The sequence below is a fragment of the Ensifer sp. Root278 genome, assembly GCF_001429285.1.
Classification (GTDB): domain Bacteria; phylum Pseudomonadota; class Alphaproteobacteria; order Rhizobiales; family Rhizobiaceae; genus Ensifer.
Genome location: NZ_LMJJ01000042.1, coordinates 109,128 through 129,022 on the forward strand (window position 1 = coordinate 109,128; position 19,895 = coordinate 129,022).

Below are 19,895 nucleotides of genomic sequence, written 5' to 3' on the forward strand. Positions count from 1 at the left end.
ATTCCGCATAAATCAGGCCGCAGCCATCTGTTTTACCTGCATCGTCAGATGCTTGCCATTGTGGCCGGTGATTAAGACCGGGACAAGCGCGCGGGCTTTCAGGCCGGCGGCATCGACGAGCGTGAAGTTTTGTGTGTGGGCGAGCCCGTTGTTCTCGACCAGGATCGTCTGCTCGCTGCCGACCATGCCTTCGAGGTGGCGGGCGTAGAGCGTCGTGCCAACCGCGCGCAGACGCGCGGCGCGATCCTTGACGAGCGCCCGGTCGAGCTGCGGCATGCGCGCCGCCGGCGTGCCGGGACGCGGGCTATAGGGAAAGACGTGCAGAAGGGCGATGCCGCAATCCTCGGCGAGCTTCGCGGCATTCTCGAACATCTCCTCGGTCTCCGTCGGGAAACCGGCGATCATGTCGGCGCCAAGACTGATCTCGGGCCGCAGCCGCCGGACTTCATCGGCGAAGGCGCGGGCGTCGGCGCTCAAGTGGCGGCGTTTCATGCGCTTCAGGATCAGGTCGTCGCCGTGCTGCAGCGACAGGTGCAGATGCGGCATGAAGCGCGCTTCATCGGCGATCAGGTCGAAGAGGTGTTTGTCGGCCTCGATGCCGTCGATCGAGGAAAGGCGCAGGCGGCGGATCTCCGGCACCTGCTTCAAAAGCGTCTTGGCAAGCAGGCCGAGCGTCGGGGCACCCGGTAGGTCGGCGCCGTAGCTGGTGGCGTCGACGCCGGTGAGCACGATCTCGCAATAGCCTGTTTCAACGAGCTTGCGGGCCTGGTCGACGACAGCACCCATCGGCACGGAGCGGGAATTGCCGCGGCCATAGGGAATGATGCAGAAGGTGCAGCGATGATCGCAGCCGTTCTGCACCTGGATGAAGGCGCGCACGTGGCCGTCGATGTGCTTGACCATCTGCGGCGCCGTCGCACGCACGCTCATGATGTCGTTGACGCGCAGCTTCTCTTCCGCCGAAACGCCGAAATCGGGCAGCGAGCGATAGGAGGCGCTCTTCAGCTTTTCCTCGTTGCCGAGCACGGCGTCGACCTCGGCCATTTCGGCAAAGGTCTCTTTTTCGGTCTGCGCGGCGCAGCCGGTGACGATGATACGCGCATGCGGATTGTCGCGACGGGCACGACGGATTGCCTGGCGCGCCTGGCGCACCGCCTCGCCGGTGACGGCGCAGGTGTTGACGAGGATGGCGTTGTTCAGCCCTGCTTTCTCGGCTTCGGCCCGCATCACTTCGGATTCGTAGGTATTGAGACGGCAGCCGAAGGTTATGACCTCGACGCCGCTCAAAGCGCCCGCGCTCCGCTGCCCGCGCTCTCCGCCTCGTCGCGCTGCCAGGTGCCGGTGGTCGGGTTCAGTGTGCCGGACCATTCCCATTCGGCCGGGCCGGTCATGATCACGTGATCATCGCGCTCGCGCCATTCGATCGTCAGCGGCCCGCCGGGCACGTTGACGATGACATTGCGGTCGGTGCGCTCGGTGCGGGCGGCACTGACGGCGGCGGCGCAGGCGGCCGAGCCGCAGGCGAGCGTCAGCCCGGCGCCGCGCTCCCAGGTCCGAAGATCCAGTTCGCCGCGCGAAAGCACGCGGGCAATCGAGATGTTGGCGCGCTCGGGGAAGATCGGATGGTTTTCGAGCAACGGGCCGAAGCGCTCGAGATCGTAGGACCAGACGTCGTTGTCGACCCAGAAGATCGCGTGCGGATTGCCCATGGAGGCGACCGAGGGCGAATGCAGCACGGGATTGTCGATCGGGCCGATCTGCAACTCGATGCGGCGCGTGTCGTGAAACTCTTCGGAGAGCGGGATTTCGTTCCAGGCAAAGCGCGGGGTTCCCATGTCGACGGATATGGTGCCGTCGTCGTGTTCCTTGGCTTCGAGCAGGCCGGCGACCGTATGGAATAGGAAGGCCTTCTTGCCGGTTTCGGCGGCGAGCGCCTGGACGACGCAGCGGGTGCCGTTGCCACAGGCCTGGGCCATGGAGCCATCGGAATTGACGATGTCGATCCAGGCATCGGTGCCGGCGGCCTTCGGGTCGTGGATCGCCATGATCTGGTCGAAGGCAGTTGCCGGGTCGGCATTGAGCGCGATCGCGGCCGCCGGCGTCACTCGATCTTTCCGACCGCGCATGTCGACGACAAGGATCTTGTTTCCAAGCCCGTTCATTCTGGCGAATTGCACGTTGTCGGTCATGTAGCGATGGTCCAAACTGGCCCGCGTCAAGCAGGGCACCCTTCATTCGGGCTGTATATGGCGGAAAAGCCCGGAAATTACCAGTGCCGCCTTCATTCCGCGGCGGATGCAGCGGCAGGCACGTCGAAGACCTCGCCGGGGCGCAGCGGCCGGAAGCGGGCGCGGGCGATACCGGCCGCATCAAGCGCCCGTTCCAGCGCCAGCCGCGGCTCGTCGACGCCCTCGTCGGTCAGGCGGAACGTGCCCCAGTGGTGGCCGGCGACATGGGTGGCGGCGCAATCGATCATCCCGCGCACTGCCTCTTCCGGATTCTGGTGCTGGTCCTGCATAAACCAGCGCGGTTCGTAGGAACCGAACGGCAGGTTGGCGAGGCGGAACGGCCCGTGTTTTTCGCGGGCGGCCCGATAGTTTATGCCGTCGTGAAAGCCCGTGTCGCCGACATGGTAGATCTTGCCTGCCGGAGTCTCCAGAACGAAGGCGGCCCAGAGCGCCATGCGGCGGTCGCGCGAGCCGCGGGCCGACCAGTGATGGCAGGGCTCCGCGTGGATCACGATGTCATCACCGCAATCGACCTGGTCGTTCCAGTCGACCACCGTTATCTCGGCATCGGGAACGGCGTGGCGGATGATCGTGTCGTTGCCGAGCGGGGTGATGATCCGGGGGGCGTGCTCCTCGTGCAGTGCGGCCAGCGTTTCGATATCGAGATGGTCGTAGTGGTTGTGGGTGACGAGCACGATGTCGATCGGCGGCAGATCGTCGAGCTCGATGCCGGGGGCGTTGTAGCGCTGCGGTCCGGCAAAGGCGAAGGGGCTGGCGCGACGCGCCCAGACGGGGTCGGTGAGAATGTTCACGCCGTGCACCTGGATGAGCAGCGTCGCGTGGCCGATCATCGTCACGCGCAGGCGTTCGCCTTCGACGGCCAGTTCAGGCTTGGTCTGTGCAAATGGGCTTGGATTGTGCGCCGGCCAGCGGATCTTGCCGCCGCCGAGCTGCCAGCGCAGCAAATCAGCCATGCCCTTGGGCGGCCTGCCGCCGGGATTGAAGAAGCGCGTCCCGTCGAAATGGTCGGAGACGGGGCCTCGATAGTATGGATTCTGCGATTTCTTCATCCCGAGCCTTTCGGCATGTCTTGTGATTGCATGAGATGGTGCGCCGGCGCATCCGATGGAAGATCGGGCTTTAATAAATTCTTGAAAACAGCAACTGGATTGCTATCGTGCTTTCATGCTCGTTCGATTCGACCCGCATGAACGCCTCTACAAGACCCTTCGGCTGGTCCGCTCCGTCCACCTCAATATGCAACGAGCGTCGGAGCATATGCTCGATGGCGCGGGTATATCCGTGGCGGAGCGCGCGGTTCTCGAACTTTTTTACGAAGTGCAGCTGACTGTGCCGGAAGCGGCGCGACGCCTGTCGATGAAACGGCAGTTCGTGCTGCGCATCGTCACCGGGCTGATGGACAAGCAATTGCTGGAACGGCAGCCGAATCCAGAGCACCGACGCGCCTATCTTTGCGTCCCGACCGCCGCCGGACGCGATCTGTTCGAGGAAATCCATCGCCGTGAAGTCGAGATGCTGCACGCCTTGCTCGGCGATATCAATCAGACCGAAGTGGTGGCTACGCTCCGGGTGATGACGCGGGTGGCGACGGCCTTTGAGCATCTGGCGGGCGAACTGGATGCAGCCGTCGAGGGCGAGGCGCTCTGAGCCAAAAAAGCCGTCATTGCCCTGCCGTCCTTGACTTTTGCCGCGCTTTCCTGTTTATCCGCCGCAATTCCTTCGCAAGCTCAAGTCTTCGAAGCCGCCGACCGGGTCCCGTAAAGGTGTAAAGAGAACCCGGAGGTCAACATCCGACAGCGCGTTGCGCCCTCGGGTGGTTTTTGGCTTTGCGCCTTGTTTTCTGCGCGAAGGAACCCACGTTTCCGGCGAGTTGATCGCCACCGGAAACCAGAAGGAAGTGAGAATGTTCGAGAGCCTCCAGGACCGCCTTGGTTCCATATTGAATGGACTGACCGGCCGCGGCGCATTGTCGGAAGCCGATGTTTCCGCTGCGCTTCGCGAGGTTCGCCGTGCGCTGCTCGAAGCCGACGTCGCGCTCGATGTCGTGCGCTCCTTCACTGAAAAGGTTCGCGAAAAGGCCGTCGGCGCCGAGATCCTGAAATCGATCAAGCCTGGCCAGATGGTCGTCAAGATCGTCCATGATCAGCTGATCGAGATGCTCGGCTCCGAGGGAGTCACCATCGACCTCAACGCTCCGGCGCCTGTTGTCATCATGATGGTCGGTCTGCAGGGCTCGGGTAAGACGACCACCACCGGCAAGATCGCCAGCCGGATGAAGACCAGGGACAAGAAAAAGGTCCTGATGGCTTCGCTCGACACGCGCCGCCCGGCTGCCCAGGAGCAGCTGCGTCAGCTCGGCGTGCAGACCGGCGTCGATACGCTGCCTGTTATTACCGGCCAGTCGCCGACCGATATCGCCGCGCGCGCGGTCCAGGCCGCCAAGCTCGGCGGTCATGACGTCGTCATCCTCGACACCGCCGGCCGTACCCATATCGACGAGCCGCTGATGATCGAGATGGCGGAGATCAAGCGGAAGTCCAATCCGCATGAAATCCTGCTCGTCGCCGATGCGCTGACCGGTCAGGACGCCGTCAATCTTGCCCGCAACTTCGACGAACGCGTCGGCATCACCGGCCTGGTGCTCACCCGTATGGACGGTGACGGCCGAGGCGGTGCAGCGCTCTCGATGCGTGCCGTCACCGGCAAGCCGATCAAGCTCATCGGCGTCGGCGAAAAGATGGGCGAACTCGAAGAGTTCCATCCGCGCCGCGTCGCCGACCGCATTCTCGGCATGGGCGACATTGTCTCGCTGGTCGAAAAGGCGGCCGAGAACATCGACGCCGAGAAAGCGGCCGCCATGGCCGCGAAGATGGCCAAGGGCAAGTTCGACCTGAACGACCTCGCCGACCAGCTTGGCCAGATGCAGAAGATGGGCGGCATGGGCGGCATCATGGGCCTGATGCCCGGCATGTCCGGCATGAAGGACAAGATGGCCGCCGCCGGTCTCGACGATAAGCTGTTCGGACGCCAGATCGCCATCATCTCCTCGATGACCAAGGCGGAGCGCGCCAACCCGGACCTGCTCAAGCATTCGCGCAAGAAGCGCATTGCCGCCGGTTCCGGCACCGATGCCGCCGACATCAACAAGCTTCTGAAGATGCACCGCCAGATGGCGGACATGATGAAGATGATGGGTGGCAAGGGCAAAGGCGGCATGATGAAGCAGATGATGGGCGGCCTTGCCAACAAGATGGGGCTTGGTGGCCTCGGCGGCGGCGGTGTGCCCGACCTGTCGAAGCTCGACCCGAAGCAGCTCGAGGCCCTGCAGAAGCAGGCGGAAGCAGCCGGCCTCAAGCCGGGCGGCATGCCGGGTCTTGGCGGCGGTGGCCTGCCGGGTCTCGGCGGCGCCAAGCTTCCGGGCCTCGGTGGCGGTTTCCCCGGCCTTCCCGGCCTGCCGAAGAAGAAGTGAGGATCGGTGAGAGATGATTGATCCCGAAATCAAACAGGAATTGGCGGGTTACCGGCAGTCGATCGACAACATCGATGCCGCACTCGTCCACATGCTGGCCGAACGCTTCCGCTGCACCCAGGCAGTCGGCGTTCTCAAGGCCAAGCATGATCTGCCGCCGGCCGACCCGGCGCGCGAAGAATACCAGATCGAACGCCTGCGCCGCCTGGCCAAGGATGCCAATCTGGATCCGGATTTCGCCGAGAAGTTCCTGAACTTCATCATCAAGGAAGTCATCCGGCATCATGAAGCCATCGCCGCCGATCGCTCGCATTCCGCGGGTAACGCCGGCACAAACCATTCCGCTTGAACGAAGCGGTCAAGAAAGCCTGCAAGGAGTAACTGAAATGGCACTGAAAATTCGTCTCGCCCGTGGCGGTTCCAAGAAGCGTCCGTACTACCAGATCGTCGTTGCTGACGCCCGCAGCCCGCGTGACGGCCGCTTCCTCGAGAAGATCGGCTCCTGGAACCCGATGCTCGGCAAGGACGACGAAAAGCGCGTCGAGCTCGACGCCGAGCGCATCGCTCACTGGATCGCCCAGGGCGCCCAGCCGACCGACCGCGTTCTGCGCTTCCTCGACCAGGCTGGCCTCGCAAAGCGTCCGGCTCGCAGCAACCCGACCAAGGCCGTTCCGGGCAAGAAGGCTCAGGAGCGCGCTGCTGAAGCCAAGCAGAAGGCTGAAGACGCCGCTGCTGCCGCTGCAGAAGCTGCCGCAGAATAATAGCCGGCAAATGGTTTGAAGCAGGATGCACGGGCTTCCGTCCGCGTCCGCTTCCAACCTGTCGTGACTTTAAGGAAACGGGTGGCATTTCCATGCCGCCCGTTTTCCGTTATGTGCACCCTGAACTCCCGAAATGGACGCGGACGATGAGCAAACTCGAAAACCCGGTTCTGATGGCGACGATCGGCGCGGCGCAAGGCTTGCGCGGCGAGGTCAGGGTCAAATCCTTTACCGACGACCCGACGGCGCTCGGCGACTACGGCAATTTGCACAGCGCCGACGGACGTGTTTTCGAGGTGCTGGAAATCCGCGAGGCGAAGAACGTCGTCATCGTGCGCTTCCGTGGTGTCAACGATCGCAACGCCGCCGAGGCGCTCAATGGTCTTGAGCTGTTCATCGAGCGGGACAACCTGCCCGACGACGACCTCGACGAGGACGAGTTCTTCTATGCCGATCTCGAAGGGCTGGAAGCGATCGACGGCAATGGCACCAGCTATGGCAAGGTCAGCGGCGTTTACGATTTCGGCGCCGGCGATCTTCTGGAGCTGAAGGGTCCTGGCCGGCGCCCGGTGCTGATCCCCTTCACCGAATGGTCAGTGCTGGAGATCGACCTGGAAGCGGGCAAGCTGCTGGTCGATCCGGTGGCTGCCGGTCTTTCCGAGGACAAGGACCAGGATTCGGGCAATCCGTTTTCCGCCAAGCGCAAGTGAGCGATGCGGTGATGACTTTTCGCGCGACTGTCCTGACGCTCTATCCCGAAATGTTTCCGGGCCATCTCGGCGCGTCCCTTTCGGGTAAGGCGCTGGAGCGCGGCCAATGGTCGATCGAGCCGGTGCAGATCCGCGATTTCGCCGAGGACAAGCACCGCACCGTCGACGACACGCCGGCCGGCGGCGGAGCCGGCATGGTGCTGAAGCCGGACGTGCTCGCCCGCGCGATCGACCATGTCTCTGAGGGTGACGACCGTCCACGGTTGTTGATGAGCCCGCGCGGTCGCCCGCTGACGCAAGAGCGGGTGCGTCAGCTCGCTGATGGTCCTGGTGTCGTCATCGTCTGCGGACGCTTCGAAGGCGTCGACCAGCGGGTGATCGATGCCCGCGGCCTCGAAGAGGTTTCCATAGGCGACTATATTCTTTCGGGCGGCGAGCCGGCAGCGCTGACGCTTCTCGATGCCGTGGTGCGCATCCTGCCGGGTGTCATGGGCAACGAGCTTTCAGGCGTGCATGAAAGCTTCGAAGGCGGTCTGCTCGAACATCCGCACTATACCCGCCCTCAGATCTTCGAGGGCCGCGAGATCCCGCCGGTGCTGACCTCGGGCAATCACGGCGCCATTGCCAAATGGCGCGAGGCAGAGGCGCGGCGTCTGACGGCCGAGCGCAGGCCCGACCTTCTCGATCAGCCCGTGAAGAAATAATAGGCGGCAAGCAGCAGGCCGACGGCGACCACCAGCGCGCGGATGACGGCTTGGGGTACCCTCCGGGCCGCCCAGACGCCGCTGTAGCCGCCAAGTGCCGCCCCCGGCACCATGATTGCCGCATGCAGCCAGGAGACGACGCCGCCGGCGGCGAAGACGACGATGGCGATGGCCGCAATCACGATCGAGATGAAGTTCTTGAGCGCGTTCAGCCGGTGATAGCCGCCACCGGTCGCCAGCCCCAGTACCGCCAGCATCATGATGCCCATGCCGGCGCCGAAGAAGCCGCCATAGATTGATGTGACGAACTGGGCGCCGATGCCGGCCGGATTGATCGCATGCTCGTCGACGCGCGCCTTGGGCTTCAAGAGCGGCCCGGCGGCGAAGATCGCCGTCGCGGCGAGCAGCAGCCAGGGCACCAGAGTACGAAAGGAGGCGTTGGAAAGCGAGATGAGAAGCAGTGCGCCGGCAAGGCCGCCGAGCGCCGAGATCACGCCGAGCAGGACGGCGTATCGTCTGTCGGCGCGGATCTCCTTGGCATAGGCGAGTGCCGAGGTGATGTAGCCCGGGAACTGGATGATCGACGAGGTCGCGTTGGCGACGATCGGCGACAGGCCGCCAAGCGTCATCGCCCCGAAGGTCAGGAACGTTCCGCCGCCGGCGATGGCATTGACGACGCCGGACAGGAAGCCGGCCGCAAACAGCATGAGCACTTCAAAGATATGCATGGTCTCCCCCGACCCACCACGCTCGGGATAGCCGGTGGCAGGGATGGCCGCAAGCCCGTCCGCTCGGACAATCGAGCATGCATCCATCCGGGTTTTCTGATAGAAAGGCGTTTCTTGCCGCGGATCGCCGAGAAAATATGGCCTCCGGGGATGACAAGGCGGATCGATTGGTGTATGTGCCGGCCCGGTTCGGGTTCTGTGCCCGTCGACCAAAACAAAGAATGGCGAATCCGCTCCTGCCGGTTTCCGGCAAGACCTGAAGGCAAGCCCGACAGGTTCATCGAGAGCGCTCTGGCTGTTTCAGAAGAACTTGAAAGGTTAGACCGATGAACATCATCCAGCAGCTGGAAGCCGAACAGGCCGCCAAGATTGCCGCCAAGCGCACGCTCCCCGAATTCTCCGCCGGCGACACGCTGCGCGTCAACGTCCGCGTTGTCGAAGGCAGCCGTACCCGCGTTCAGGCCTATGAAGGCGTCTGCATCGCTCGTTCGGGCGGCGGCATCAACGAAAGCTTCACCGTTCGCAAGATCTCCTACGGCGAAGGCGTCGAGCGCGTATTCCCGGTTTACTCTCCGCTCGTCGAAAGCGTCGAAGTTGTTCGCCGCGGTAAGGTCCGTCGCGCCAAGCTCTACTACCTGCGCGATCGTCGCGGCAAGTCGGCTCGTATCGTCGAGAACACCGGTACGCGCGCCCGCAAGCTGAACGACGCCGAGCGCCAGGCCGTTGCCGAGGAAAAGGCACGCATCGAAGCTGAAAAGATCGCAGCAGCTCAGGCTCTCGCCGCCGAAAAGGCAGCAGCCGAAGCAGCAGAAGCCAAGGCCGCTGCAGAAGCCGCCGAAGCCAAGGCAGCAGAAGCTGCAGCGGAATAAGATTTCAATCCATTCGGATTGTTGGAAAGGCGGCCTCGGGCCGCCTTTCTTTTTTGGTACTATGCGCTTGTCTTTCCGACGGAATTTGTGACATTTTCCGCTGCCACACTTTTCGGGAGCCCTCCAATGACAATCCGTCGCCACGTGCTTGCGGGCATCGCAGCTGCACTTGCCGTTCCTTTCGCATTTTCTGCACCGGCTGTTGCCAGCGATCTGCCCGATCTCGGCGGCAAGACGGTTGTCGTCGTCACGGAGAACGCTTACCCGCCGCTGCAGTTCGTCGACCCCAAGACCGGCGAGGCCAAAGGCTGGGAATACGACGCCATGAACGAGATCGCCAAGCGGTTGAATTTCAAGGTCGAATACCAGAACACCAGCTGGGACGCGATGATCCAGGCAGTGCATGACGGCCAGTACCAGATCGGCATGACCGGCATCACCATCAAGGACGACCGCAAGGAGAAGGTCGACTTCTCGGACCCCTACATGCGCTCGCAGCAGTTCATGCTGGTGCGCAGCGATGAAAACCGTTTCAACGACGGCAAGAGCTTCGGCGCCTTTGCCGACGGTCTCGTCGGCGCACAGCCGGGCACCTCGCCGTTCTACACCGCCGTCTACGAAATGCTCGACGGCAACGAGCAGAACCCACGCATCAAGCTGTTCGAGACCTTCGGTGCGACTGTCCAGGCGCTGAAGGCCGGCGACGTCGACGTGGTTCTGACCGACAGCGTCGCCGCCAAGGGTTATGTCGATTCCTCCGAAGGCAAGCTCAAGGTCGTCGGCGGTCCGCTCGGCACCGAGGATTTCGGCTTCATCTTCCCGAAGGGCTCGGACCTCGTCGCTCCGGTCAACGCCGCGATCAAGGCGTTGAAGGAAGACGGCACCTTCGATGCCCTCGATAAGAAGTGGTTCCTCGAATACAAAATGGGCGGCTGATCCGAGGCTATGGCCGCTCCGCAATCTCCTGACATGTCCGGCAAGGGCGACTATCCCTGGTGGTTGGTCGCCCTTCTTGTGATCGCGGTGGCGCTTGCCGCCGTGATCGTCAGCAATGACATCTTCTCCGAGGTCTTCACCGTCGTCTTCAAAGGCCTTGGCGTCACCGTCTTCGTAACGCTCATGGGCTTTGTGCTGGCGACGACGCTCGGCCTCGGTATTGCGCTGATGGCGCTGTCCGAGCACTCGTCGCTCCGGCAGATCGCGCGCTTCTACACCGAGATCATTCGCGGTGTGCCGATCCTTGTGCTTCTCTTCTATATCGCCTTCGTCGGGGCGCCGGCGCTTGTCGTCGCCGCCAATTTCATCTGCGCGCCGTTGATCGGCGCCGGCTGGATCGAGCCCTTCGTCGTTCGCGACATATCGCTGATGTGGCGGGCGATCATCGCCTTGATGATCGGCTATTCCGCCTTCATTGCCGAAGTGTTCCGGGCCGGCATCCTCTCGGTCGACAAGGGACAGATCGAGGCGGCCAAGGCGCTCGGGCTCTCGCGCTACCAGCGCTTTCGCCTGGTCGTCTTTCCGCAGGCAATCCGGGTGATCCTGCCGCCTCTTGGCAACGACTTCATCGCCATGGTCAAGGATTCCTCGCTCGTCTCGGTGCTCGGCGTCGCCGACATTACGCAGATGGGCAAGGTCTATGCTTCCGGTTCCTTTCGCTTCTTCGAGACCTATTCGATCGTCGCCTATGTCTATCTGGTGCTGACTATTGGTCTGTCGCTGGGATTGCGGGGTCTGGAGCGGCGGCTGCGGCGCGCGGAGGCCCGCTGAGCGCGATCACGCCAATTGCCGACCTGTCAAAAAATTGATATGAACGCGCTCATGGAATCCAAATTCGGATGTCGCGAACAGAAAATCGTCGTGCTGCAGGATCACAAGCGCCTGCCGGCACGCTTCTTTGCGCGCGTCCACGGGGCGCTCACAAGCCGCCTATCCTGATCTGCTGATCAGTGTTTCCGGCCGCCCTGCCGCCGGCTTTCCCTACCTTTTGAAAAACTCGATGGATATACCGCCATGAGCGCACCGCGTACCCTCTATGACAAAATCTGGGACGACCACCTGGTCAACGAACAGGAAGACGGCACCTGTCTTCTCTACATCGACCGTCACCTCGTTCACGAAGTGACGAGCCCGCAGGCCTTCGAAGGCCTGCGCATGGCCGGCCGCCAGGTCCGCGCCCCGGAAAAGACGCTTGCCGTCGTCGACCACAACGTTCCGACCTCGCCTGACCGCCACCTCGGCATCAAGAACGAGGAAAGCCGCATCCAGGTCGAGGCGCTGGCCAAGAACGCCGCCGAGTTCGGCGTCGAATACTACTCCGAGAACGACAAGCGCCAGGGCATCGTGCACATCGTCGGCCCGGAGCAGGGCTTCACCCTGCCGGGTATGACCATCGTCTGCGGTGACAGCCACACTTCGACGCACGGCGCCTTCGGTTCGCTGGCGCACGGCATCGGCACGTCCGAGGTCGAGCACGTGCTCGCCACCCAGACGCTGATCCAGAAGAAGGCGAAGAACATGCTGGTGCGCGTCGACGGCCAGCTTCCGCCCGGCGTCACCGCCAAGGACATCATTCTTGCCATCATCGGCGAGATCGGCACGGCCGGCGGTACCGGCCACGTCATCGAATTTGCCGGCGAAGCGATCCGCTCGCTGTCGATGGAAGGTCGCATGACCATCTGCAACATGACGATCGAAGGCGGCGCCCGCGCCGGCCTGATCGCGCCGGACGAGACGACGTTTGCCTATATCAAGGACAAGCCGCGCGCGCCGAAGGGCAAGGCCTGGGACATGGCGCTCGACTACTGGAAGACGCTGCACACGGACGAGGGCGCCCATTATGATCGCGTCGTCGTGCTCGATGCTGCCAACCTGCCGCCGATCGTTTCCTGGGGTTCCTCTCCGGAAGACGTGATTTCGGTTCAGGGTATCGTTCCCAACCCGGACGAGATCCAGGAAGAAACCAAGCGCGCCTCCAAGTGGCGTGCGCTCGACTATATGGGCCTGAAGCCGGGTACCAAGATCACCGACATCGGTATCGACCGCGTCTTCATCGGCTCCTGCACCAACGGCCGCATCGAGGACCTGCGTGAAGTTGCCAAGGTGGTGGAAGGCCGCAAGGTTGCTTCGACGGTTTCGGCAATGATCGTTCCGGGCTCGGGCCTCGTCAAGGAACAGGCGGAAGCCGAAGGCCTCGACAAGATCTTCAAGGAAGCCGGCTTCGACTGGCGCGAGCCGGGCTGCTCCATGTGCCTGGCGATGAACGACGACCGGCTGAAGCCGGGCGAGCGTTGCGCGTCCACGTCGAACCGCAACTTCGAGGGACGTCAGGGCTTCAAGGGGCGCACGCATCTGGTCTCGCCGGCAATGGCGGCGGCCGCTGCGGTTTCGGGTCACTTCGTCGACATCCGCGAATGGAAATAAGCCGGATTTGAGCTTTTCCGGCGCAAATGGCCGCCCTTCGGGGCGGCCTTTTTTGTTTGTCCGCACGTCAGCGCTCCGCGCGGATCGGCGAATTGCGCTAAGCTGCCTGCTCACAAGTCTACAGCGCCGGGCGTCTTATCAGACGCGCAAAGGTCGCTGTAGCACTTTGAATTGCTGCATGTTTTTGTCCTTAAATCGGCTACGATTAAAGGAAACATGCAGTAGGAACGGTTGGCCGAAGGGCGTTTGGGAGGACGACGGATGAGCGACGATCTGCCTGTACAAAGCTACTGCCTGATGCTGTTGCGCCATGCCAAGTCCGCCTGGCCGGATGGTGTTGCCGACATCAATCGTCCGCTCGGCGAGCGCGGCCGCAAGGCGGCGCCGCTGATGGGAAAGTACATAGCCCGGCATAAGCTCGTGCCGGATCTTGCACTGGTTTCGACCGCCAAGCGCGCGCAAGAGACCTGGCAATTGGTGGCGTCCGCCCTGTCGTCCGAGGTCGCGGTCGAGAATACCCGTGCGATCTACGAGGTGGGCGCCTCGCAGATCCTGAGCGTTCTGCGCGCGACGGATCCGGCTGTCAGGACTTTGCTGATCGTCGGCCATAATCCCGGCATGGAAGATCTGGCGCACGAACTCGTCGGCTCCGGCGATGCGGATCTGCGCATACGCATGGCGGACAAGTTTCCGACGGCCGCCCTTGCGGTGCTCGAGTTCGAAGCTGTGGGCTGGCGTGAGCTTATGCCCGGCGGCGCCAAACTCGCGCGTTTTGTGACCCCGCGCTCGCTCGACTGAGTTGTTTGCAGGCCTGGATCAAAGCACCCGCACGACGGTGCCGCGCCGCATATGAGGCATCAGCCGCGACATGGCGGGCAGGCTGACCGCGACGCAGCCCTGCGTCGGTTCATAACCCGGCCGGATCAGGTGGAAGAAGATCGCCGAACCGGCATTTCGACGGCGTGCGAGGAGGTTCCAGTCCATCACCAGGCAGATGTCGTAGAGCCCGTCTTCGCGCATCATCTCTTCGTGGCTCGGTGAGAAAGGTGCCATGACCGGACGATTGTATTGGGCGTGACCTGGGGCGTCGCACCAGAGCATGTCCTTGCGCGTCGCTCGCGTCGGCAGTGGTGTCGGCGGCAGAAAGAGACGATCGCGCCTGACATAGCCGCCGATCACCTTCATGGCGGCACGCGGCGTCGCGCCGTCGCCTTCACGCTTCAGGCTGGTAATGCCGCTTCGTCCGATCGCCGCCTGCTCGACGCGGCCATCGAAACACACCAGGGCCCGCTTTCGATCGCGCGGCGCCGGGCGGACTGTGATGATGGACTGGGCTGGTCTTTTTCCCGACGTTTTCTTGCGCATCATTCTCACGGATTTTTGCTTTGCCCGTGATTTGGGCGGCACCATAAGCACGGTTGCAGGTATAAGGACTTACCGACGCTGGCTCGCTTGCCAACATGGGCATTTGAGCTAGTTTGAAAACGGAAGCAAACAGGAATTGTCCCATGGCGACCCGTACCATTCTTCTTGTCGATGACGACAATGACCTGCGCGAAACATTGGTCGAGCAACTCTCGCTCTACGAAGAGTTCGATCTCATCCAGGAAGCGACCGCCGGCAAGGGCATCCAGACCGCGCGGGCGCAGCAGGTGGACCTCTTGATCATGGATGTCGGCTTGCCCGACATGGATGGCCGAGAGGCGGTGAAGCTTCTGCGCAAGGGCGGCTTCAAGGCGCCGATCATCATGCTGACCGGGCACGACACCGATTCGGATACGATCCTCGGTCTCGAGGCCGGCGCCAACGACTATGTCACGAAGCCGTTCCGCTTCGCCGTGCTGCTTGCCCGTATCCGTGCGCAGTTGCGCCAGCATGAACAGAGCGAGGATGCGACCTTCAGCGTCGGGCCCTATACGTTCAAGCCCAGCCAGAAGCTGCTGACGCTGGAAAACGGCCAGAAGATCCGCCTCACCGAGAAGGAAGCGGCGATCATCCGCTACCTCTACCGCGCCGACCAGAAAGTGGTGACGCGCGACGTGCTCTTGGAAGAGGTCTGGGGCTACAATTCCGGCGTCACGACACACACGCTCGAAACCCACGTCTACCGGCTGCGCCAGAAAATCGAGCGGGACCCTTCCAATGCCGAGATTTTGGTGACAGAGAACGGCGGCTACAAGATCGTACCGTAGCCGGGGTGGGGAAGGTGCGAAGCGGTTTGCCGCCCGAATCCTGCTCCATGTCATCTAGACTGATCGTGCGCGATCCGGCTCGCTTGGGGTCGGGTGCCGTGATTTCGGGAGGTTAGCCGTTTGGCGCTCAACGACGATATCGTGCTTCTGTCCAACGTCCCGCTGTTTGCCGATATCAGCGAGGACAAGCTGCGGCTGATCGCCTTTGGAGCGGAGCGACGTCGGATCTTCAAGGGGCAGGAACTGTTTCGCGAAGGGGCGCCGGCGGATTGCGCCTTTGCGATTGCGAGCGGCAGCCTCTCCTTGTCGAAAGTTGGTGTCGATGGTTCCGAGGCGACGGTTTCGACGGTCGGCCGCGGGGCGCTGCTGTCGGAACTGGCGCTGATCTCGATGGTCGAACGGAAGTTCACGGCGACCGCCGAGGAGGATAGCGAGGTCATCCGCATCAACCGGCCGCTCTTCCGTCGCATGCTGGAAGAGTACCCGGAAGTGGCAGAGCTCGTCGAAGCCCGCATCCGCGAGAATCTGCAGGCGATGATCCGCCGGGCCGGCGCGCTCGCCGGCCGCTTTGCTTGAAGTAAGCAACGGCTTCCGGCCGCTACCACCGATATTTGAGCGAACCGAGCACCGTGCGGCCCTGGCCGAAATAGCAATAGCCATCGGTGCAGACCTCTTCGCGGCGATCGCCGAGATTGGTGGCGCTGACGGCGAGCGACAGTCCGTCAAGCTCCGGATTCTTGACGCCGAAGTCGTAGGCGATCGAGGCGTCGAAATAGACGGCACCACCGTTCTTGGCGGTATTAGCATCGGATGTGTAGGAGCTTGATGCCAGGCGCACCCCGCCGCCGAGGCTCAAACCCGCAAGCTGCGTGTCGTCGGGCAGCAGATAGTTCACCCACAGCGATGCGACATGGCGCGGCTTCGTCGACGGCACGTTGCCGATCAGCGACGGGTCGACATTTCCGGTGATTTCGGCGTCGTTGTAGGTGTAGGCGGCGATGAAGCTCAGGCCGTTATCGAATTCCCGGCGTCCTTCCAGCTCGAAGCCGTTGGTCGTCACCTCGCCTGCCGATTTGTAGTAGTAGCCGGCGGGTAGCGAAGCGTCCGATACATATTGCGCAGCACCGGTCTCGACGATCCGGTAGTAGGCCGCACTCAGCGAATAGGTCTCGCCCTCCGGCTGGTACTTCACGCCAAGCTCGATCTGCTCGCCGGTCGTCGGATCAAGCACTCTGCCGTCGGCCGAAAGTTCGGTGCGCGGCACGAAGGAGGTGCTGTAGCTGGCATAGGGTGCGATGCCACTGTCGAAGAGATAGAGAAGACCAGCCTGGCCGGTGAGTTCGCCATCGTCCTTGCGGTCGACGACGCCGATGTTCTTGTCGGTGCTCGTCTGGTCGACCCAGTCATAACGAAGGCCGCCGACGGCGCGCCAGTTGCCGAACTCCGCCTGGTCCTGGATGTAGATGCCGGTCTGCCGAAGATCCCGCCCGCTGAAGCTGGTGAGCGCAGGCGTCGGGCCGCTGATCCCAAAGGTGGGGTTGTTGAGATCGAAACGATAGGCCGGATCGACGGCTTCGAAGCCGAGACCGAAATCGGAGGTGATCCACGTATAGTCGAGGCCGGTCAGGAGCGTGTGCGAGACTGCGCCGGTATCGAAGATGGCCTCGAGCTGATTGTCGATCTGGTAGGCGCGCTGGTCGTCCTTGATGGCGACGGGCGAGCGATCGAAGACGTCGGGTGCCACCTCAGTCCCGAACTGCAGGTAACGGGCTCTCAGATCGAGATCGCTGACGCGGCCGTGCTGGCGGAAGGTCAGGCCATTGTCGAATTCGTGCTCGAATTTGTAGCCGGCCTGATACTGCCGAACCTTCTGATAGTCGTAGTCCGGGTCGCTGTAGCGCAGCAGCCGGCCATCATGTTCAAGCACCCGCGGGCTGGCATCGCTCTCACCCTTCTGCCCGAGGCCATAGACGGTCAGCGACGTGCCTTCGTCCGGCTTCCAGGTAAAGGAGGGCTGCAGCAGGTAGCGGTCGTCGGCGACGTCGTAGCTGGTCTCGCCGTTCCTCAGGAGCCCGACGATGCGATAGAGAAAATCGCCATCGGCCATTGCCGGCCCGCCGATGTCGAAGGCGGCCTGGGTGCGTCCGATCGTGCCATATTGCAGCTCGACCTCGCGGTGCGTCTCCTCCTCGGGCATCTTCGATATGCGATTGACGATGCCGCCGACGCCGGCCGCACCGTACATGACCGAGACCGGGCCCTTGACGATCTCGATCCGCTCGAGGCCATAGACCTCCGTCGGGAAGGTGCCGTAGTTCATGTAGGGCTGGCGCAGGCCATCGCGGAAGTCACCGGTCGTCGTCGTCTCGAAGCCGCGGATGTAGATCTGGTCGAAGCGCGGATCGAAGCCGAAGGCGCCGGTCGTGACGCCGGCGGCATAACGCGTCGCCTGGATCATGTCCTGCACGCCGCGCTCTTCGAGTTCCTTGCGCGTGACCACCGAGACGGAGCGGGGCGTTTCAATCAGCGGCGTATCGGTCTTCAGCGCCGAGACGTTGCGCGTCGGCACGATTGTGTCGTTATCCTCAGCGATCGTCGCGGCTGTCTTGCCGGCGGTCACCTCGATCTTTTCCAGCCGTGTCGTCTTCTGGCTTTCGGCCGACTGCGCGTAGGCCGCAGTCGGCGAAAGGAATACGGCGGCAGTGCTTGCGGCCAGGACGGTGGTTACGGAGAGCGCGTGGCGCGACGCGCGCATGACGTGGATCGGCAAGGTCTTTCGCATGTCTGGCCCTCTTGCGGGCGCACGAAAGCCCTCCGGCAAACGCCAGAGCAAAGCGCCCCAATATCCGAGCGAGATGAGGAAAAGTGCGTGCGGTTTTCCGCCCGCCTCTCGCTCTCATTTCTGAGAATCGATCACGTTTATGATTGTGGGTCGAACGACCCACAATCATCGTGATCTAGTGAAAACGACGGCTGATCTGCCGTCGGAGGCGGTGTCCCCGCCGCCCGAAAAGAGGGATAGTCCGTTTGGAAATGGGCATCAAGAAAAATATGATTCTTTTAGTCATGTTTTTCTTGATGAAAACGTCAAGCGCGCAAGGCGCGTGCCGCCGCTTGGTGAAAAGCGGTTAGATATCGAAATGCGCGATGACGGGCACGTGGTCGGAGGGGCGTTCCCAGCCGCGCGCTTCGCGCAGGATGTCGACGTTCTTGAGCGCCGGCGCCAGGTCCGCGGAGGACCAGATGTGGTCGAGCCGGCGGCCGCGGTCGGCCGCTTCCCAGTCCTTCGCCCGGTAACTCCACCAGGTGTAGAGCTTGGTCGGCGCCGGTGTGTGCTGGCGCATCAGATCGACCCAGCCGCCGCCGTTCATGACCGTGGTCAGCCCTTCGGTTTCGATCGGCGTGTGGCTGACGATCTTCAGGAGCTGCTTGTGCGACCAGACGTCGTCTTCCAGAGGCGCGATGTTGAGGTCGCCGACGAGGATCGAGGAAATGCCAGCCTCGGCTTCGGCATGCAGCAGCTTCATCTCTTCGACGAAATCGAGCTTGTGGCCGAATTTCGGGTTGATGCTGCGGTCCGGCTCGTCGCCGCCTGCCGGGACATAGAAATTGTGCAGGCGGATCTTCTTGCCGCCGGCCTCGAAAACAACCGAGAGGTGGCGGGCATCGCCGACGCCGCAATAGTCGCGGCGGTCGCTGAGCTCATGCAGGGGCAGGCGCGAGATCGTCGCCACGCCGTGATAGCCCTTCTGGCCGTGCATCTCGATATGATTGTAGCCGAGTGCCTTCAGTGGCTTGGACGGGAACTGGTCATTCGGGCACTTGGTTTCCTGCAGGCAGAGGATGTCCGGCTGCCAGGTCTTCAGCAGGTGTTCGACGAGCGGCATGCGCAGGCGAACGGAGTTGATGTTCCAAGTGGCGACGGAAAGGGCCATGCGTCATTCCCTGATCGGCTGGGGCCGGACGCTCGCGAAGGGAAGGCCGGCTCGGGATGGATGTTGACCCGAGCTTTAAGCAGGTCCGGCGCGCCGGGACAAGGAATGCATGAAGAAGGCCGCACTAAACCGCGCGTCTTGTGGGCGCGTATAGGTTCGTAGCGTTTGGATCGCTCAGCCGCCCCGCTTGTTACGGACCTCGTCGTAGGGGATCTGGAAGACCTTGTCGTCCAGCGCCATCCCGGTCTGGACATTGAAGATCATGACCGATGTGTCCTTCTTCTGCGCATCGGTGATCGTCCACTGGCGCAGATCATAGGTCTTCGGGTCGAACATCATGGTGATGGTCGAATCGCCGAAGATCGAGCGGTCGCCAAGCACGATGGTGATGAGGTCGGACTCTTCCTTGACGTCGCGCACCATCTTGCCGGTCAGGTCGATCTTCTCGCTGAGCAGCAGATTGAGCGGTGTCTTCGACAGCGGATAGATGTCCCAGGTCTTGAGCTTCATATTGCCGATGACCACCGACTTGCCGTCGGCAATGACACGCATCGGCGAGGGGGCCTCGTAGTTGAAGCGGATGCGGCCGGGGCGGCGGATGTAGAACTTGCCGCCGGTCTGCTCGCCGCGCGGGCCGAACTGCACGAACTCGCCGGCCATCGTCTTTACCGAGGAGAAGTGATCGGCGATCTTCTGGGCGGCCCTCGGCGCCTGGGCGAAGGCCTCAGCGATGTCGAGGCCGGTGCCGCCGATGCCGGCGAATGCCGCAAGCCCGCACACGAAGAGGCGGCGCGAAATTACCGGGTGGTTGCGCTCGCCGTTCTTGGTCTCTGTCATCTCAGTCTCCTTCATTTACGG

21 protein-coding genes are annotated in these 19,895 nt (G+C 62.7%); 13 read left to right on the forward strand and 8 right to left on the reverse strand.

Going from position 1 to position 19,895, the window contains the following annotated elements; translation table 11 throughout:
- Nucleotides 1-12: 12 nt before the first annotated feature.
- From mtaB to ASE60_RS28270, 3 genes are all read right to left on the reverse strand, one after another.
- On the reverse strand, nucleotides 13-1,287 hold the full coding sequence (gene mtaB / locus ASE60_RS28260) for a tRNA (N(6)-L-threonylcarbamoyladenosine(37)-C(2))-methylthiotransferase MtaB (protein WP_057254918.1): 1,275 nt from the start codon (nucleotides 1,285-1,287) through the stop codon (nucleotides 13-15).
- Nucleotides 1,284-2,189 carry a diaminopimelate epimerase gene (dapF, locus tag ASE60_RS28265; RefSeq protein WP_057255092.1) on the reverse strand — a complete coding sequence of 302 codons (906 nt, stop codon included), beginning with the start codon at nucleotides 2,187-2,189 and terminating at the stop codon, nucleotides 1,284-1,286. Before dapF ends, mtaB begins: the two co-directional genes overlap by 4 nt.
- Before the next feature lie 92 nt (nucleotides 2,190-2,281).
- Nucleotides 2,282-3,298, reverse strand: coding sequence for an MBL fold metallo-hydrolase (locus tag ASE60_RS28270; protein WP_057254919.1), 1,017 nt, complete (start codon nucleotides 3,296-3,298; stop codon nucleotides 2,282-2,284).
- A 208-nt stretch (nucleotides 3,299-3,506) separates the two neighbouring features.
- Between ASE60_RS28270 and ASE60_RS28275 the strand changes: the two genes are divergently transcribed.
- The 6 genes from ASE60_RS28275 to trmD all read left to right on the forward strand — a co-directional run bounded on the left by ASE60_RS28275 (nucleotide 3,507) and on the right by trmD (nucleotide 7,893).
- Nucleotides 3,507-3,896, forward strand: coding sequence for a MarR family transcriptional regulator (locus ASE60_RS28275; RefSeq protein WP_244495722.1), 390 nt, complete (start codon nucleotides 3,507-3,509; stop codon nucleotides 3,894-3,896).
- Between the two features lie 256 nt (nucleotides 3,897-4,152).
- A complete protein-coding gene (gene ffh / locus ASE60_RS28280; protein WP_057255093.1) occupies nucleotides 4,153-5,718 on the forward strand; it encodes a signal recognition particle protein in 1,566 nt (521 codons plus the stop codon).
- 13 nt (nucleotides 5,719-5,731) lie between these two features.
- Nucleotides 5,732-6,067, forward strand: a complete 336-nt coding sequence (locus ASE60_RS28285) for a chorismate mutase (protein ID WP_057254921.1) — start codon at nucleotides 5,732-5,734, stop codon at nucleotides 6,065-6,067.
- 37 nt (nucleotides 6,068-6,104) lie between these two features.
- Nucleotides 6,105-6,479: a 30S ribosomal protein S16 gene (gene rpsP / locus ASE60_RS28290; protein WP_057254922.1), complete on the forward strand. Its 375-nt coding sequence runs from the start codon at nucleotides 6,105-6,107 to the stop codon at nucleotides 6,477-6,479.
- Between the two features lie 146 nt (nucleotides 6,480-6,625).
- Complete coding sequence (rimM, locus tag ASE60_RS28295) at nucleotides 6,626-7,189, forward strand: ribosome maturation factor RimM (protein WP_057254923.1); 564 nt, start codon at nucleotides 6,626-6,628, stop codon at nucleotides 7,187-7,189.
- An 11-nt stretch (nucleotides 7,190-7,200) separates the two neighbouring features.
- On the forward strand, nucleotides 7,201-7,893 hold the full coding sequence (trmD, locus tag ASE60_RS28300; protein WP_057255094.1) for a tRNA (guanosine(37)-N1)-methyltransferase TrmD: 693 nt from the start codon (nucleotides 7,201-7,203) through the stop codon (nucleotides 7,891-7,893).
- Here the strand turns inward: trmD and ASE60_RS28305 are convergent.
- Nucleotides 7,875-8,621, reverse strand: a complete 747-nt coding sequence (locus tag ASE60_RS28305; protein WP_057255095.1) for a sulfite exporter TauE/SafE family protein — start codon at nucleotides 8,619-8,621, stop codon at nucleotides 7,875-7,877. The genes trmD and ASE60_RS28305 overlap by 19 nt on opposite strands.
- Nucleotides 8,622-8,947: 326 nt before the next feature.
- Here ASE60_RS28305 and rplS point away from each other — a divergent pair, with 326 nt between their 5' ends.
- The 5 genes from rplS (at nucleotide 8,948) to ASE60_RS28330 (ending at nucleotide 13,708) form a co-directional block, all read left to right on the forward strand.
- The gene (gene rplS, locus ASE60_RS28310; protein ID WP_057254924.1) at nucleotides 8,948-9,490 is read left to right on the forward strand and encodes a 50S ribosomal protein L19; all 543 of its coding nucleotides are present in this window, start codon (nucleotides 8,948-8,950) and stop codon (nucleotides 9,488-9,490) included.
- Nucleotides 9,491-9,616: 126 nt separating this feature from the next.
- The gene (locus tag ASE60_RS28315; protein ID WP_057254925.1) at nucleotides 9,617-10,426 is read left to right on the forward strand and encodes a basic amino acid ABC transporter substrate-binding protein; all 810 of its coding nucleotides are present in this window, start codon (nucleotides 9,617-9,619) and stop codon (nucleotides 10,424-10,426) included.
- A gap of 9 nt (nucleotides 10,427-10,435) precedes the next feature.
- Nucleotides 10,436-11,257, forward strand: a complete 822-nt coding sequence (locus tag ASE60_RS28320; RefSeq protein WP_057254926.1) for an amino acid ABC transporter permease — start codon at nucleotides 10,436-10,438, stop codon at nucleotides 11,255-11,257.
- A 243-nt stretch (nucleotides 11,258-11,500) separates the two neighbouring features.
- A complete protein-coding gene (leuC, locus tag ASE60_RS28325; RefSeq protein ID WP_057254927.1) occupies nucleotides 11,501-12,910 on the forward strand; it encodes a 3-isopropylmalate dehydratase large subunit in 1,410 nt (469 codons plus the stop codon).
- A gap of 261 nt (nucleotides 12,911-13,171) precedes the next feature.
- The gene (locus tag ASE60_RS28330; RefSeq protein WP_057254928.1) at nucleotides 13,172-13,708 is read left to right on the forward strand and encodes a histidine phosphatase family protein; all 537 of its coding nucleotides are present in this window, start codon (nucleotides 13,172-13,174) and stop codon (nucleotides 13,706-13,708) included.
- A gap of 18 nt (nucleotides 13,709-13,726) precedes the next feature.
- Here the strand turns inward: ASE60_RS28330 and ASE60_RS28335 are convergent, their stop codons facing one another.
- Entirely contained in the window at nucleotides 13,727-14,275 is a 549-nt protein-coding gene (locus ASE60_RS28335) for a L,D-transpeptidase family protein (RefSeq protein WP_082616185.1), read from the reverse strand.
- Between the two features lie 143 nt (nucleotides 14,276-14,418).
- On the opposite strand from ASE60_RS28335, the gene ASE60_RS28340 reads away from it, so the two are divergent.
- Together ASE60_RS28340 and ASE60_RS28345 are read left to right on the forward strand one after the other, a co-directional pair.
- A complete protein-coding gene (locus tag ASE60_RS28340) occupies nucleotides 14,419-15,102 on the forward strand; it encodes a response regulator transcription factor (protein WP_034802783.1) in 684 nt (227 codons plus the stop codon).
- 120 nt (nucleotides 15,103-15,222) lie between these two features.
- On the forward strand, nucleotides 15,223-15,678 hold the full coding sequence (locus ASE60_RS28345) for a cyclic nucleotide-binding domain-containing protein (protein WP_057254930.1): 456 nt from the start codon (nucleotides 15,223-15,225) through the stop codon (nucleotides 15,676-15,678).
- A 22-nt stretch (nucleotides 15,679-15,700) separates the two neighbouring features.
- Here ASE60_RS28345 and ASE60_RS28350 read toward each other — a convergent pair whose 3' ends face one another.
- The 3 genes from ASE60_RS28350 to ASE60_RS28360 all read right to left on the reverse strand — a co-directional run bounded on the left by ASE60_RS28350 (nucleotide 15,701) and on the right by ASE60_RS28360 (nucleotide 19,874).
- Entirely contained in the window at nucleotides 15,701-17,884 is a 2,184-nt protein-coding gene (locus ASE60_RS28350; RefSeq protein WP_057254931.1) for a TonB-dependent siderophore receptor, read from the reverse strand.
- 346 nt (nucleotides 17,885-18,230) lie between these two features.
- A complete protein-coding gene (locus tag ASE60_RS28355) occupies nucleotides 18,231-19,037 on the reverse strand; it encodes an exodeoxyribonuclease III (RefSeq protein ID WP_057254932.1) in 807 nt (268 codons plus the stop codon).
- A gap of 174 nt (nucleotides 19,038-19,211) precedes the next feature.
- The gene (locus tag ASE60_RS28360; RefSeq protein WP_057254933.1) at nucleotides 19,212-19,874 is read right to left on the reverse strand and encodes an outer membrane lipoprotein carrier protein LolA; all 663 of its coding nucleotides are present in this window, start codon (nucleotides 19,872-19,874) and stop codon (nucleotides 19,212-19,214) included.
- Between the last annotated feature and the right edge of the window lie 21 nt (nucleotides 19,875-19,895).